Raw genomic sequence first — 13,122 nt, 5'->3', positions numbered from 1 at the left:
TTCAACATGATTTACGTCTTTCACCTGCTCGACAAACCCGGTGGCCTTGAACTGCGCCAGCGCATGCGCCCCGAACACAAGGCCTACCTGGGTGCGGTTGCCGATCGCATCGCCTTTGCCGGCCCGCTGCTCACCGACGACGGCAAGACCATGATCGGCAGCGTGCTGGCGATCGACTTCGACAGCCGCGAAGCGGCCCTGGCCTGGCAGGCGGGCGAGCCCTTCAGCAAGGCCGGGCTCTACGCCAGCGTGGCGGTGCACGCCTTTCAGAACCTGTGGCCGCAGAAGGCCGGCTTCCCACCCGCCGCCTGACCATGATCAAGCACATCGTGATGTGGAACCTGCTGGGCGACTCGGCGGCCGAGAAGGCCGCCAATGCCGAGCGGCTCAAGCGCGCGTTCGAAGGCATGCGGGGCCGCGTTCCGGGCATGCGCACGCTGGAGATCGGCGTCGACATCAGCCGCATCGACTATGCCTGCGACGTGGTGCTGTACTCCGAGTTCGACTCCCGTCAGGCGCTGGACGACTACGCCAACCACCCCGAGCACCTGCGTGTGCGCCGCGAACTGGAAGGGCTGCGCATTGCGCGCCACCAGGTCGACTACGAAGTCGCCTGACCCGATGCAACAGGGAGCCACCATGAACGACAAGCAACTGGACGAATGGCTGATCCGCCGCATGGTGGAGCGCTGGGCCGTATGGCGCGACGCCGGCGACTGGGCCCGCTTTGCCACCGTGTGGCACCCCCAGGGCGTGATGATGGCGACCTGGTTCCAGGGGCCGTTTGCCGATTTCATTCGCGTCACACAGGAGGGCTGGGCCAAGGGCGTCAGCATCCTGCACTTCCTCGGTGGCTCGGCCATCGAGGTGGCCGGTGATCGTGCCATTGCGCAGACCAAGATGACGATCTCGCAGCGGGGCATGGTCGAAGGTGCCAACGGCCCGGTGCTGTGCGATGTGGTCTGCACGGGGCGCTTCTACGACTTCGTGCAACGCCACGAAGGCGAATGGAAGTTGTTGCACCGCCAGCCCATCTACGAGAAGGACCGCATCGACCCGGTGGACCCAGCGGCGGTGCTCTCGCTTGACCAGGCCGCACTGGCCGCCTTGCCCGAGGGTTATCGCCACCTGGCGTACATCCAGCAGCGCATTGGCTACACCGTGAAGATGGACATGCCCATGCTCAAGGGTCAGGAAGTGCAATCGCTGTACCGTCGCGGCGCGTCGTGGCTGGCCGGTGGTGCGCTGGAGCGCGAAATCCACCCGGCCTGAACCACCGACGCTTTTCTTTTTGCATCCCTGCCGAACGCCGGCACCAACCCCCAAGCACCATGACCATCGACGCCCAGGCTCTCGACCAGATCTTTCTCAAAGCACGCACCGCCAACGGCTTCATCGACAAGCCCGTTCCCGACGAGCTTCTGCGCCGTGTCTATGAGGTGGCCGCCCTCGGCCCCACCTCGATGAACACCCAACCCACGCGCTATGTGTTCCTGAACACCCCGGCCGCGCGCGAGCGCCTGTTGCCCGCCATGCTGCCGGGCAACCTGGAGAAGACGCGCACGGCGCCAGTCACGGTGATCGTGGCCACCGACACACGCTTCTACGAGTACATGCCCAAGGTGTGGCACCGCGAAGGCGCCAAGGAGAACTTCGAGGCCAATGCCGCCCTGGCCGGCGCCACGGCCACCCGCAACGGCACCCTGGGTGGGGCCTACTTCATCATCGCGGCGCGTGCGGTGGGGCTGGACTGCGGCCCCATGAGCGGCTTCGACATCGGCAAGGTCGACGCCGAGTTCTTCCCCGATGGGCGCTGGAAGACCAACTTCCTGATCAACCTGGGCTACGGCGACGACAGCAAGCTGTTTGATCGCAATGCGCGTCTGTCGTTTGACGAGGCCTGCCGGGTGCTCTGAGCGCCCATGACGATCGTGCGCCTCTCGATCACCCTGCGTCGAGGCGCACGCTCATCCACCATGGCCCCCCGCCGCGCGGCGGATCACCGAGGCCATGTACTTCACCGTGGCCGAGCGGTTGGCCCCTTTCTTCCACAGCAACCCGGGTGTGCGGATCGGCGCCGGGTCTTCGAGCGGGATGAGCCGCAGGTCGGGCGAGGGCGTGAACGCGGTCTCGGCAATGATGCCGGCCAGGTCGGTCTGGCGGATCAGCTCGATCATGGGCGCGATGGAGTTCAGCTCCGCCACCACCAGCGGTTGCGCGCCCGCCGCCTCGAAACAATCGTCGAGCAGACCGCGGGTGCTGAACTGCCTGGGCAGCAGCACCAGGCGTTTCTGGTGCAGCTCCACCATGCGCACGCGCCGGCGTTTGGCCAGCGGGTGGCTGGCCGCCACGCACAGCCGAAGCTCCTCGTTGTAGAGCGGCTCGAACCACAGCTCGGGCTTGTCGGTTGGCCGGTACGACACCCCCAGGTCAAGGTGGCCGCTGGAGATGCGGCGTGCAATCAGCTCGGCCGACAGTTCCTCCACGCTCACACGCACATTGGGGTGATGCGCCAGAAAGGCCGACACGCACATGGGCACCAGGCGGGTGTTGAAGCTGTGCGTGGCACCGATGTGCAGCTCGCCGGCAAAGGCTTCGCCAGGGTCGCTCAGGGCCTGCAGCCCGCGGTCGATCTGCTGCAGTGCCGGCACCAGGTGACTGCGCAGCAACTCACCGGCCTCGGTCAGCGTCACGCGCTTGCTGCTGCGGTCGAACAGCGTGAGGCTGAGCTCTTCCTCGAGCTGGCGGATCTGATGCGACAGCGTGGATTGCGTGACATGCAACCGCTCTGCGGCGCGGGTGAAGTTCAGCGTTTCGGCCAGGGTGTCGAAGTAGCGCAGGTGCCGCAGTTCCATTCGATTTCCTTGGTTTCATTCATCGATGGCATCGATCATAGCGGTCGAAATTCATCACTTCCATCGCGGTCTGCCTGTGCCTAGACTGCGCCCCGGATACCGACAACAGGCACATTGCCCACAGGAGACAACACCATGGCTCAGCTCGAAGCCGAAGACATCACCCAGGCCGTTCTGGATCGCATGACCGATTGCCAGGATGCCCGCTTCAAGCAGGTGATGACGGCGCTGGTCAAGCACGCCCACGCCTTCATTCGCGAGGTTGAAATCAGCGAAGAGGAGTGGATCAACGCGATCATGTTTCTCACCGCCACCGGCAAGATGTGCGACGACAAGCGCCAGGAGTTCATCCTGTTGTCCGACACGCTGGGCATCTCGATGCTGGTGGTCGCACTCAACCAGATCAAGGCCGCCAAGGCGTTCGCCAGCAGCGGCGGCGGCGCGCAGACGCCGACCGAGGCCACGGTGCAGGGCCCGTTCTACTGGGAAGGTTCGCCCGAGCTGCCGCTGGGCGCCGACATCGGCACCGACATGCCGGGTGAGCCGGCCTACTACCACGGCCGCGTCACCGACACCGAGGGCCAGCCCATCGCCAACTGCTGCCTGGACGTGTGGTCGGGCGATGGCGAAGGTGTCTACGACATGCAGATGGGCGACGACGCCGGCATGCGCCTGCGCGCACGCTTTCACACCGATGCCCAGGGCAACTACCGCTTCTGGTCGATCAAGCCCACCTACTACCCGGTGCCCGACGACGGGCCGGTGGGGCAGATGCTGCGCCGCATGGGCCGCCACCCCAACCGCCCGGGCCACATCCACATGAAGGTCTACGCGCCGGGCCACCAGAGCGTGACCACGCACCTGTTCGTGGCCGACAGCCCCTTCCTCGACTCGGACGCCGTCTTCGGCGTACGCAACAGCCTGATCGTGCCCTTCACACAGCACGCGCCGGGCAAGGCGCCCGACGGACGCGTGATGGACGCGCCGTACCACAGCGCGACCTACGACTTCCGGCTCGTACCCGCGGCGTGACGCCGGCCGACGCCTTCCTTCGCCTTCACCGGAGACCCCATTGAAAATCGGCAAGGCCACCGTGCCGCAGTCGGCCATCTGCGCCCACAACCCGGACACCATCGTGGTGCGCGGGCAGGACCTGTGTCAGGACCTGATCGGTCAGGTCAACTTCGCAGACTACTTCTACCTGCTGCTCACCGGGCGCAAGCCCGATGCGCCGGCCAGCGCGGTGCTCAACGCCACGCTGGTGGCGATTGCCGAACATGGCCTGGTGCCCAGCGTGCAGGCCGCGCGCATGACGCTGGCGGCCGCGCCCGATGCGCTGCAGGGCGCGGTGGCCGCGGGCATTCTGGGTTGTGGCTCGGTGATCCTGGGCGCGTCGGAGACGGCGGGCAGGCTGTTCGACGAGATTCATCGCGCGGCGCCATCGCATGGCGATGACCTGCAGGCGGCCGCGCGCGCCGTGGTGGGCGAATGGCGAGCCCGCAAGCAGGCGGTGCCGGGCTACGGCCACCCCGTGCACAAGGCGCGCGACCCGCGCGTGGACGCGCTGTTTCGTGTGTCCAGGCAGGCCGGTGGTGGGCAGCGTTTCGTGCAGATCGCCGAGGCGGTCGAAGCGGTGCTGCCCGAGGTGATCGGCAAGGACCTCAAGCTCAACGTGTCGGCCGCGATTCCCGCGGTGCTGCTGGGCGTGGGCTTTCCGCTCAACGCGCTCAAGGGCGTGCCGATGCTGGCGCGTTGCGCGGGCCTCATTGCGCACATGAGCGAGGAGCTGGAGCACCCGATCGGCTTTGCGCTGTCGTACCAGGCCACGCGCGAGCAGCGCTACACCGGTGTGGTTCCGGCCGGCTTCGTGCCCGACCAGCAGGTCGATTGACGAGGAGCGCGCCATGATCAATGTGCTCAAGGGTGTGCGGGTCGTCGAGCACGGCACCTTCATCACGGGCCCTGCGGCCTCGATGATCCTGGCCGACATGGGCGCCGAGGTGGTCAAGGTCGAACTGCCGGGCTCGGGCGATCCGTTTCGCGCCTTCAAGGGCGGCCTCTACAGCCCGCACTACCAGACCTACAACCGCAACAAACACAGCGTGGCGCTTGACACGCGCAAGGACGCCGACCGCGCCACCTTCGACAAACTCATCGAAGGCGCCGACGTCTATATCCAAAACTTCCGCCCCGGTTTTGCCGAGCAGATCCAGGCTGGCCAGGCGCGCCTGCAGGCGCTCAACCCTCGCCTGATCTATTGCGCCATCAGCGGCTTTGGCCAGGACGGCCCGGCCGCCAGCCGGCCCAGCTACGACACCGTGGCGCAGGCCGCCAGCGGTTACCTGCGCCTGTTGGTGAACCCGGCCAACCCGCGCGTGGTGGGCCCGGCCATTGCCGATGCCATGACCGGCTATTACGCGGCCTTCGGCATCCTGGGCGCGCTGCACGAGCGCCACGCCAGCGGTGTCGGGCGTCGGGTCGAGGTCTCGATGTTCGAGGCCATGGCGCACTTCAATCTGGATGCCTTCACCCACCTGTTCTCGGTGGGCGAGGTGATGGGCCCGTACAGCCGGCCCAGCGTGTCGCAGAGCTATGTGCTCGAGTGCGCCTGCGGCAACTGGATTGCGCTGCACATGTCCTCGCCCGAGAAGTTCTGGCAAGGCCTGGCGGTGGCCATGGACAAGCCCGACATCTTTGACGACGAGCGCTTTCGCGACCGCTTCGCGCGCATCGCGAACCAGGACGCACTCATCGTCGTGCTGCGCGACATCTTCAAGCAGCGCACGCGCACCGAGTGGTGCGATCGGCTGCTCGCGCAGGACGTGCCGCACGCGCCCATGTACCGAACCGACGAAGTGCCCGAGGACCCGCAGGCGAAGCACCTGCAGCTCTTCGTGGACACCGAGCACCCGACCATGGGCGCCTCGCGCACCGTGCGCTCACCCATCAGCTTCGACGGCGAACGCGCCCTGACGGTGACGCCGCCGCCCACGCTGGGCGAACACAACGCGCTCTACGCCAACGGCTGGCCGGCGCGCCCATCGACAACCCCACAAGAGGAGACCAACGCATGACCCTGCCCGAGAAGACCCACCGCCGCCACGCGCTGATCGCGCTGGGCCTGGCTGCCAGCGCCTGGATGCTGCCCGCCACCGCCCAGACCTGGCCCGACCGCCCCATCAAGTTGGTGGTGCCCTTCGGCGCCGCCACCACCACCGACATCATTTCGCGCGTGGTGGGCGAGGGCCTGCACCGCGAACTGGGCCAGTCCATCGTGGTGGACAACCGCGCTGGCGCGGGCGGCACCGTGGGCAGCGCGCAGGTGGCGCGCGGACAGGCCGACGGCTACCAGATCCTCATGGGCACGGTGGGCACGCACGCCATCAACGCCACCCTGTTCAAGAACCTGGGCTACGAGCCACTGAAGGACTTCGTGCCCATCGCCATGGTGGGCTACACACCCACGCTGCTGGTGGTGGCCGCTGACGGCCCGATCAAATCGCTGGCCGACCTCAAGGCCAAGGCCGCACAGGGGCAGGGCGTGACCTTCGCCTCGGCCGGCAACGGCACCTCGGGTCACCTGGCCGGCGAACTGCTCAAGGCCCGCCTGGGCGGGCAGATGCTGCACGTGCCCTACAAGTCGGGCGGCATGGCGCTCAACGACGTGATGACCAGCCGCGCCGACTTCATGTTCTATCACCCGGCCGCTGTGCTGCAGCACGTGCAGGGCGGCAAGCTGCGCGCGCTGGGCGCATCGGGCGCCAAGCGCAGCGCCGCCGCGCCCGACGTGCCCACCGTGGCCGAGCAGACCGGCAGCGATTTCGACCTCGTGGCCTGGTTCATGTTGTATGCGCCCTCGGGCACGCCCGCACCGGTGGTGGCCCGCTTGCGTCAGGCCGCGGCCGCCACGCTGGCCAACCCCGAGATCGCCGGCAAGCTGGCCGCGCAGGGGGTGGAGCAACGCCCCATGGACGCCGCGGCCATGGACGCCTTCGGCCGCGCCGAGATCGACAAATGGGCGGCGCTGGTCAAGCAGTCTGGCGCCCAGGTGGACTGAGGCTTCAGCACCTTTTCGCTTTCGTGTTCACAACCACCGACAACAGGAGACAAGCATGAAACGTTCGACCTTCGTCCGCCTCACCGCTGTTGCAGCGGCGGCCATGGCATTGCCACTGGCCGCTTCGGCCCAGCAGGTGATCAACCTCACCGTGGCGGCCAGCCACCCCACCACCATCCCCTGGGTGGGCTTCATCAAGGACGTGTTCATGCCCGAGGTGGACAAGCGTCTGGCCGCCGGCGGCAAATACAAGATCCAGTGGAAGGAAGCCTTCGGCGGCCAGCTCTACAAGGCCAACGCCACGCTGACCAGCGTGGAGCAGGGCATCACCGACATTGGCTGGGTGTTCAGCTACCTGGAGCCGGCCAAGATGCCGCTGTCGCAGTTGAGCGCGCACACGCCGTTCACCACCAGCGACACCCGCATCGTGCTCAGCGCGATGACCGAAATGATCGAAAAGAGCCCCGAGTTCAAGGCCGAGTGGGACAAGTACAACCTGGTCTTCCTGGGCGCCACCGGCTCTGACACCTATGACATCTGGACCAAGTTCCCGGTGAAGTCGATCGAGGATCTCAAGGGCAAGAAGATCTCGGCGCCCGGCATCCTGGGCCTGTGGCTGCGCGGCGTGGGCGCCACCCCGGTGGGCGGCGCGCTCACCACCTACTACACCGACATCCAGACCGGCGTGAGCGAAGGCGTGGTCTCGCTGGCCACCGGCATCCTGCCGGCCAAGGTCTACGAGGTGGCGCCTTACGTGACCAAGGTCAACATGGGCGTCGTGTTCTCCGGCGGCGTGGCCATCAACAAGGACAGCTGGAACAAGTTGCCGCCCGAGGTGCAGCAGGCCATGCGCGAAGCCGGCGTGGAGTACACCCGCCGCCATGGTGAGGATCTGGTTCAGCGCCACGAGATGGCCATGAACAAGATGGTCGAGCTTGGCAAGAGCCAGAACCCGCCGGTGACCGTCACGCCCATGTCCGAATCCGACCGCCGCAAGTGGATCGACGGCATGCCCGATCTGGCCGGCGAATGGGTCAAGAACAACGAGGCGCGTGGCGTGAAAGCCAAGGCCTTGCTGACCCAGTACATGGCGGCGGTGAAAGCGCGCGGCGCCAAACCCGAGCGCGATTGGGAAAAGTGATGTGACCGTTCGCTGATCGTCCGGGTCTTGCGCCCGGCAGCTCTTTGACAAGGTCCACGCGAGCCTCCGTGCGCGCGTGGACCTTGTTGCGTTGGGGTATCGCTCTCACCCCGTTCCCTGCGGGTTGCGGCCAAGAAGGGCCATGCGCTGCTTGGCAATGCCTCGATGGGTCACCGGCCCGTCCGCGTTTTGCGCATCGCGCATGGTCTTCTTTGATCCGCAGCGGACCCTGAACAAGCTGGGTGTGCACAGGCCCTAGTCCGTTGGACGTAGGGCGGAACCACCCGACGCGGGTGGCGACAGAGTCGTGTGCGTGGCCAGCGCCGAGTGAAGGGCACGCTGCGCGCGCCCCTATTCCATCTACGAAGGACGCACCCCATGAGCGACATCAATCTCGCCGACCTTTGCCGTGAAGCTTCCGCGGCACTGAACCAGAGCAACCCTGACGCACTCGCACAAGGCGAAATGATCGAAGTGGATGGCGTCGCCGTCGAACTGCACCAAGGCGAGGACATGCCGGTGCCTGTGCTGATCGCAGAGATCGGCGCGGTCGAAGCGGCCGATGAGGTGCAGGTGTTTCGCAACGTTCTGCGCGTGCAACTCATGACGGCCCAGGCACCGCTGCTGCGCTTTGGCTACCACCCGGTGCGAGAGACCCTGGTGATCACCCAGGTGCTCAAGTTCGGTACGGCCGCCACGGGTGAAGCGCTCGCCCAGTTGATTCGTGCCACCTGCCGGCAGGCCGCCGAATGGCGATCGAGCCTTCTGGCCGGCCAGGTCTCGGACCCATTTGGTCTGCTCCACAAAGACAACGCCCCGACCGAAGCGGCGGGCGTGCGTGCCTGAGGAGCAATCATGCAAAGAGTCAGCAACTTCATCAGAAGCTATACGCAGCCAGCCTCCAACTCGACCGCGAAATCCAACGGAAATGCCGCACGGAAGGCAGACGGGCAACCGACGGAGGATGTATTCACCGCGAACAGCCTGGGTCCTAGAACCACTTCTGCCGCGCATCTCAGTCCGCGAACCACCATCGTCGACCTTGAGTTCTTTGACGACGAAGAGTGTGTGATCGTGGATGCCAATCCTCAACCAGAGGTCCCCAAGACATCTGGCAAGAAGCCGGTAGGCGCGCCGGACGCGGGGGCGGAGCGCCCCTCTGAACCATTGGGCCGCAACAAGAGCGAAAAAGCGGAGCGCAAGGCCCCGCCAGCTGAGAACAAAAGTAAGCCAAAGGTAAACATCCGCATAGCGATGGATGATTCGAACGATATTTCCCAGGCGAGTGATTCGGATGAATCGTCGTCCGAAGTCATCGACCCGGTGTTATTGCCACAAATCCTGCTTGACGATCCAGCGGAGGAATCCAGTACGGAATACGATCGTCCGCCACCCATTACGCCGATGTATGACCAAATCATGGCGTCGCTGCCCAGCGGGTCACAGGTCGCCGGTGCTGTCTCGCAGGGCTTGGTCAACTATGCGACGGGGGTGGGGGCGTTCTCGGGCTCGTTCGCCATTGCCGGTTTGGCCGCCGCCATCTGTTCCACGTTCGGTGCGCCCGGCGCCGCTGCGGCCATGTACCCAACCGTCGCTGCCATCCTGCATGGCACCGTCGGGGAGGCGGTGGGTGGCATGGTGCGAGCCAACTGGGGAAGCGCCTACGGCTCTCCCTACGCCACCGCCTGGAACGCCTACAGCGACGCGCTGGCCGACCTGATCACGGCAACCATTGCGCAGGGCGCCGATTCCGAAGCTGCGGGCGATGCGCGCGAGCTAATGAACAAGCAGATCGTTGCCGTCTGGCGTCAGGAGAGAGGGCCCAACGGCGTGCCGAACTACCCTCGCGAAGAGCTGCGAAAGGAGGTGTTTAGCTACGCCACCATGGCCAAGGCCATGGGCGTGGCCTTTCTGGTCGATGAACTGCCTTTTGTCTGGTTTGCCTTGGCCTACACATTGGCCGGCAAAGCCAGCTTCTCGGTGCTGGAGTCGATTGCGCGAGCCGCGGGGGAGTGGGGCTCTGACCAGCGGCGTGCTGTGTCAATGGGAAGCTGGGGCATCCACCTGGCCTTTGGCGCAGGGATGGGCGGCTCCATGACCGCCGTGACCCAGAATGTATTGCGATCGGTGCTCCCCGGTGCCACCGAACCGGTGCGCGGACCCAATCGGAAGGCACATTTCGCTTTAAAGATCGCCAGTGAGAAGCGGACGATCGAGGAAATGGAGGTGGAAATCGGGAAACTGGATGCCTATATTGAGGAATTTAAAGCGATAGGCGTGCAAAGTGCTGAGGATGAGGTCACGCTGAATGTGTTTCAGGACTTTCGAGCGACATGCGAGGAGACAAAGGACAAGGCGAAGACGCGTCTGGACCTTGCGAAAAAGAATCAGGCAAAAAAACTGGTCGAGCGTGACAACAAAGCGTTTGTTTCCAACTTGACGACGATGATCACGGACCGTACCAAGCGATTCAATCAGGTCACCAAGGTGGTCGGCAACATGCTGTGTCTAACGCCATACGTGCGGGACGTGTTGGCCCTCAGTGAAGCCAACGGGGCACTGGCCAACGACCTTGTGAGCCACACGGCAACCACGGCCCAGATGCAGGCTGTGTCAACGATGAACCAAGCGGCTGGCCCCAAGCTGATTGCATATTGGTTCACCCGCTTGCCGGTACAGGCCGTGGCCAAGGTGTCCTACGGTGTGGGAGCCGGCGTGGTGCAATTGATTTTTGGCACCCCACAGCAGACCGCGGACACCTCGGTGGTGGTGCCTGCGGCGGTTGTGCCCGGGGACGCTGTGCCGGCGCAGTTGCTTGGCGAGAACGGTCAAGTCGATGAAGAAAACTCGACCAATACTTCTCAGCGCCAGATCGATCCGGAAGCCTTTAATGTCGCTCCCCATGTCAACGAAGAGAAGTCGACGAGTAGTGAGACATCGGAGATCACTGAATCGGGAAGTCGTGTCTCGACCGATGTGGGGGACTTTGAGAAGACGGAAGTGTCCACAGACGAAAACACCGAGGACGAGGGCGACGACGAGGCAGGCAGCAAGGCGCTCGACGACGTTGCGAGGACTTACAAGAATGCCGGGGCCGATCTGAACGCCTTGGCGACCAAAGTGAACCATCCCTACCTGGACCAATTCAACGAACGTTTCCAGCAGTTGATAAATCGCGACCGGGACGGAGACGAGGTCGCCCAACCAGAGGTCGAATCCATTCTCGATTCCGACTCAACCTCTGACTCCGACTGAGCCCATTCGCTCGGTCATCGGGGTGCCTGGCGAAAGCCGGGCGCCCCGCTGCGTTGAAGCCTGATCTGCCCTGGGGGGCGTCAGCGCCGCTCCAGGGGCTGGGGCAACTCGCCCTTGACCTGGGCCACCAGCGCGGCCTGGCGGTGAACGCCCGTTTTGCCGAACACGGTTTTGAGCCGGGTGCGCGCCGTGCCATAGGTGATGCCCAGGGTGTGGGCGGCCTCGCGAAGGCTCAACCCGTCGCACAGCACGCGCGTCAGTCGGGCCTCGGCGGGTGTGAGCTGGTAGAGCTGGCGCAGCGCATCGGCATCGGTCGATCCGCGCTGCCCGGCGGCAGGACCCATGGCCACGAGCACGCAGCGCCTGGCGCCATGCCAGGACGACAGCGGCAGCGTCCAGCCCGAGGCACGCAGCACCAGGGGCAGGCGCCGGTGCGAGCGCGGCAGCGTCAAGGTGCCGGGCACCGAGGCCGCGGTCTGTGAACCGGCCGCGTGGGCGCGCAGCCAGGCCAGGAACGGTGGACCATGTGGGCCATGCACCGGCGCCACGTGCCCCTGCCGCCAGTGCAGTCCGTCGCAGCGCGCCAGCTGATCCAGCGCCGCGCGATTGCCATGCAGCAGACGGCTGTGCTCGTCCAGCAACATCAGCGCGTCGCCCACATGGTCCAGGGCCTGGGCCAGGCCGTCGCGCTGGGTTTGCAGCCCCTCCATGTGCTGCCGCACGCGCAGCGCACGCACAAAGTGCACGCTCAGCTGTTCGAACAGGCGCACCTCGCGCGGGTTGAATCGCGGCAGATCGGGCGCGCGCAACAAGGTCACGTTGGCAATGGCGTGGCGCTCGGATGTGAGCGTGTTGCCGATGCTGTGGTGAAAGCCCTGCGGGCGCAGCCACTCGTTGTAGTAGCTGCTGCGGTAGAGCACACCGCGCTGGCGGGTGAAGCGCTCCAGCCGTTCGTTGGTGCGCACCATGCCCAACTGGTGCAGCGAGGTGGAGTGCACGTTCCAGGGATTGTCGGGCGCGAAGTAGAACTGGTTGAAGCAACCCAGCCAGGCGGGCGCGACGCCTGCGAGGTGTGCTTCGCCCACCTCGCGTGTGCCGAAGTTCAACACGTAGAAAGTTTCGGCCTCGGTGCGGAAGGCAGCCTTCAGGTGGGCCAGCACGGCGGGCCAATGGGTCGCGTCCAGCGCCGCGTCGTAGATCGCGTCGGTGAGGGCTTCAACCGCTGAGGCTTGCATGCGCCTGCTTGTAGCAGCCCATGCTGTGCCGCACAAGAAGCGCCGCACCCGCGCGCGGGGTCTCAGGGCGTGCCGGTGCCGCCGCCGATGTGCTCGCGCAGGCGATCCTCCTGGGCGCGAATCTCGGGCGTGTAGGCCTCGCCGAAGTCTTCGGCTTCGAACACCCGGCGGATTTCGAGCATGGATTCGGCGCCCCGCGTGGGTTTGGGGCAGCGCCGTGCCCAGGCCACCGCCTCCTCGAGTGAGGCGCACTCCCACAGCCAGAAGCCGGCGATGAGCTCCTTGCTCTCGGCGAACGGGCCGTCAACCACCCGCGTGCCTTTGCCGTCGAACACCACGCGGGCGCCGCGCGAGGTGGGGTGCAGGCCTTCACCGGCGCGCATCACGCCGGCCGCGGCCAGTGCCTCGTTGAACCGCATCATCTCGGCCATGTCGGCCTCGGTGGGCATCTCGCCGGCTTCGGTGTGCGCATCGGCGTGCACCATGACCATGAATCGCATGGGAGTCTCCTGAGTGAATCGGCGCCAGCCATTCTGGCGCCTTCAACCACCACGACGGGCGAGGGCAAAGGCGATCGAC

The 13,122-nt window shown here is 65.6% G+C and carries 14 protein-coding genes; 11 read left to right on the top strand and 3 right to left on the bottom strand.

All coding sequences use genetic code 11. The features are described from left to right. Positions 1–6 precede the first annotated feature (6 nt). From KF871_RS11575 to KF871_RS11560, 4 genes are read left to right on the top strand one after another with little or no spacing between them, the layout of a single operon-like run. The gene (locus KF871_RS11575; protein ID WP_291142317.1) at positions 7–312 is read left to right on the top strand and encodes a YciI family protein; all 306 of its coding nucleotides are present in this window, start codon (positions 7–9) and stop codon (positions 310–312) included. A 2-nt stretch (positions 313–314) separates the two neighbouring features. Next, entirely contained in the window at positions 315–617 is a 303-nt protein-coding gene (locus tag KF871_RS11570; RefSeq protein ID WP_291142314.1) for a Dabb family protein, read from the top strand. Positions 618–639: 22 nt separating this feature from the next. After that, complete coding sequence (locus KF871_RS11565; protein WP_291142311.1) at positions 640–1,272, top strand: nuclear transport factor 2 family protein; 633 nt, start codon at positions 640–642, stop codon at positions 1,270–1,272. Positions 1,273–1,331: 59 nt separating this feature from the next. After that, on the top strand, positions 1,332–1,916 hold the full coding sequence (locus KF871_RS11560) for a malonic semialdehyde reductase (RefSeq protein WP_291142308.1): 585 nt from the start codon (positions 1,332–1,334) through the stop codon (positions 1,914–1,916). 51 nt (positions 1,917–1,967) lie between these two features. On the opposite strand, the gene KF871_RS11555 is transcribed toward KF871_RS11560, so the two are convergent. Then, positions 1,968–2,855: a LysR substrate-binding domain-containing protein gene (locus KF871_RS11555; RefSeq protein WP_291142305.1), complete on the bottom strand. Its 888-nt coding sequence runs from the start codon at positions 2,853–2,855 to the stop codon at positions 1,968–1,970. Between the two features lie 135 nt (positions 2,856–2,990). Between KF871_RS11555 and KF871_RS11550 the strand changes: the two genes are divergently transcribed. The 7 genes from KF871_RS11550 (at position 2,991) to KF871_RS11520 (ending at position 11,308) form a co-directional block, all read left to right on the top strand. Next, positions 2,991–3,887 (top strand): dioxygenase, encoded by an 897-nt coding sequence (locus KF871_RS11550; protein ID WP_291142302.1) that lies wholly within the window; start codon positions 2,991–2,993, stop codon positions 3,885–3,887. A 40-nt stretch (positions 3,888–3,927) separates the two neighbouring features. Then, a complete protein-coding gene (locus tag KF871_RS11545) occupies positions 3,928–4,746 on the top strand; it encodes a citryl-CoA lyase (RefSeq protein WP_291142299.1) in 819 nt (272 codons plus the stop codon). Positions 4,747–4,759: 13 nt separating this feature from the next. Continuing rightward, on the top strand, positions 4,760–5,929 hold the full coding sequence (locus tag KF871_RS11540; RefSeq protein WP_291142296.1) for a CoA transferase: 1,170 nt from the start codon (positions 4,760–4,762) through the stop codon (positions 5,927–5,929). Further along, positions 5,926–6,912, top strand: a complete 987-nt coding sequence (locus tag KF871_RS11535; protein ID WP_291142293.1) for a tripartite tricarboxylate transporter substrate binding protein — start codon at positions 5,926–5,928, stop codon at positions 6,910–6,912. Before KF871_RS11540 ends, KF871_RS11535 begins: the two co-directional genes overlap by 4 nt. A 55-nt stretch (positions 6,913–6,967) precedes the next feature. Continuing rightward, on the top strand, positions 6,968–8,053 hold the full coding sequence (locus tag KF871_RS11530; protein WP_291142289.1) for a C4-dicarboxylate TRAP transporter substrate-binding protein: 1,086 nt from the start codon (positions 6,968–6,970) through the stop codon (positions 8,051–8,053). 378 nt (positions 8,054–8,431) lie between these two features. Continuing rightward, positions 8,432–8,899: a hypothetical protein gene (locus tag KF871_RS11525; protein WP_291142286.1), complete on the top strand. Its 468-nt coding sequence runs from the start codon at positions 8,432–8,434 to the stop codon at positions 8,897–8,899. A gap of 9 nt (positions 8,900–8,908) precedes the next feature. Beyond that, a complete protein-coding gene (locus KF871_RS11520; protein WP_291142283.1) occupies positions 8,909–11,308 on the top strand; it encodes a hypothetical protein in 2,400 nt (799 codons plus the stop codon). An 80-nt stretch (positions 11,309–11,388) separates the two neighbouring features. Here KF871_RS11520 and KF871_RS11515 read toward each other — a convergent pair whose 3' ends face one another. Then, positions 11,389–12,543: a hypothetical protein gene (locus KF871_RS11515; protein WP_291142280.1), complete on the bottom strand. Its 1,155-nt coding sequence runs from the start codon at positions 12,541–12,543 to the stop codon at positions 11,389–11,391. 62 nt (positions 12,544–12,605) lie between these two features. Further along, positions 12,606–13,043: a YciI family protein gene (locus tag KF871_RS11510; RefSeq protein WP_291142277.1), complete on the bottom strand. Its 438-nt coding sequence runs from the start codon at positions 13,041–13,043 to the stop codon at positions 12,606–12,608. Positions 13,044–13,122 lie beyond the last annotated feature (79 nt).

The organism is Hydrogenophaga sp., from assembly GCF_019635465.1.
GTDB lineage: Bacteria > Pseudomonadota > Gammaproteobacteria > Burkholderiales > Burkholderiaceae_C > Hydrogenophaga.
Note: the sequence above shows the minus strand (reverse complement) of the source record. Positions and strands in the feature narration are given on the sequence as shown.

Excerpts from the sequence above, each read along its gene's own strand:
- KF871_RS11575 (WP_291142317.1), top strand. The coding sequence starts at position 7 with ATGATTTACGTCTTTCACCTGCTCGACAAACCCGGTGGCCTTGAACTG.
- KF871_RS11570 (WP_291142314.1), top strand. The coding sequence starts at position 315 with ATGATCAAGCACATCGTGATGTGGAACCTGCTGGGCGACTCGGCGGCC.
- KF871_RS11565 (WP_291142311.1), top strand. The coding sequence starts at position 640 with ATGAACGACAAGCAACTGGACGAATGGCTGATCCGCCGCATGGTGGAG.
- KF871_RS11560 (WP_291142308.1), top strand. The coding sequence starts at position 1,332 with ATGACCATCGACGCCCAGGCTCTCGACCAGATCTTTCTCAAAGCACGC.
- KF871_RS11555 (WP_291142305.1), bottom strand. The coding sequence starts at position 2,855 with ATGGAACTGCGGCACCTGCGCTACTTCGACACCCTGGCCGAAACGCTG.
- KF871_RS11550 (WP_291142302.1), top strand. The coding sequence starts at position 2,991 with ATGGCTCAGCTCGAAGCCGAAGACATCACCCAGGCCGTTCTGGATCGC.
- KF871_RS11540 (WP_291142296.1), top strand. The coding sequence starts at position 4,760 with ATGATCAATGTGCTCAAGGGTGTGCGGGTCGTCGAGCACGGCACCTTC.
- KF871_RS11535 (WP_291142293.1), top strand. The coding sequence starts at position 5,926 with ATGACCCTGCCCGAGAAGACCCACCGCCGCCACGCGCTGATCGCGCTG.
- KF871_RS11530 (WP_291142289.1), top strand. The coding sequence starts at position 6,968 with ATGAAACGTTCGACCTTCGTCCGCCTCACCGCTGTTGCAGCGGCGGCC.
- KF871_RS11525 (WP_291142286.1), top strand. The coding sequence starts at position 8,432 with ATGAGCGACATCAATCTCGCCGACCTTTGCCGTGAAGCTTCCGCGGCA.
- KF871_RS11520 (WP_291142283.1), top strand. The coding sequence starts at position 8,909 with ATGCAAAGAGTCAGCAACTTCATCAGAAGCTATACGCAGCCAGCCTCC.
- KF871_RS11515 (WP_291142280.1), bottom strand. The coding sequence starts at position 12,543 with ATGCAAGCCTCAGCGGTTGAAGCCCTCACCGACGCGATCTACGACGCG.
- KF871_RS11510 (WP_291142277.1), bottom strand. The coding sequence starts at position 13,043 with ATGCGATTCATGGTCATGGTGCACGCCGATGCGCACACCGAAGCCGGC.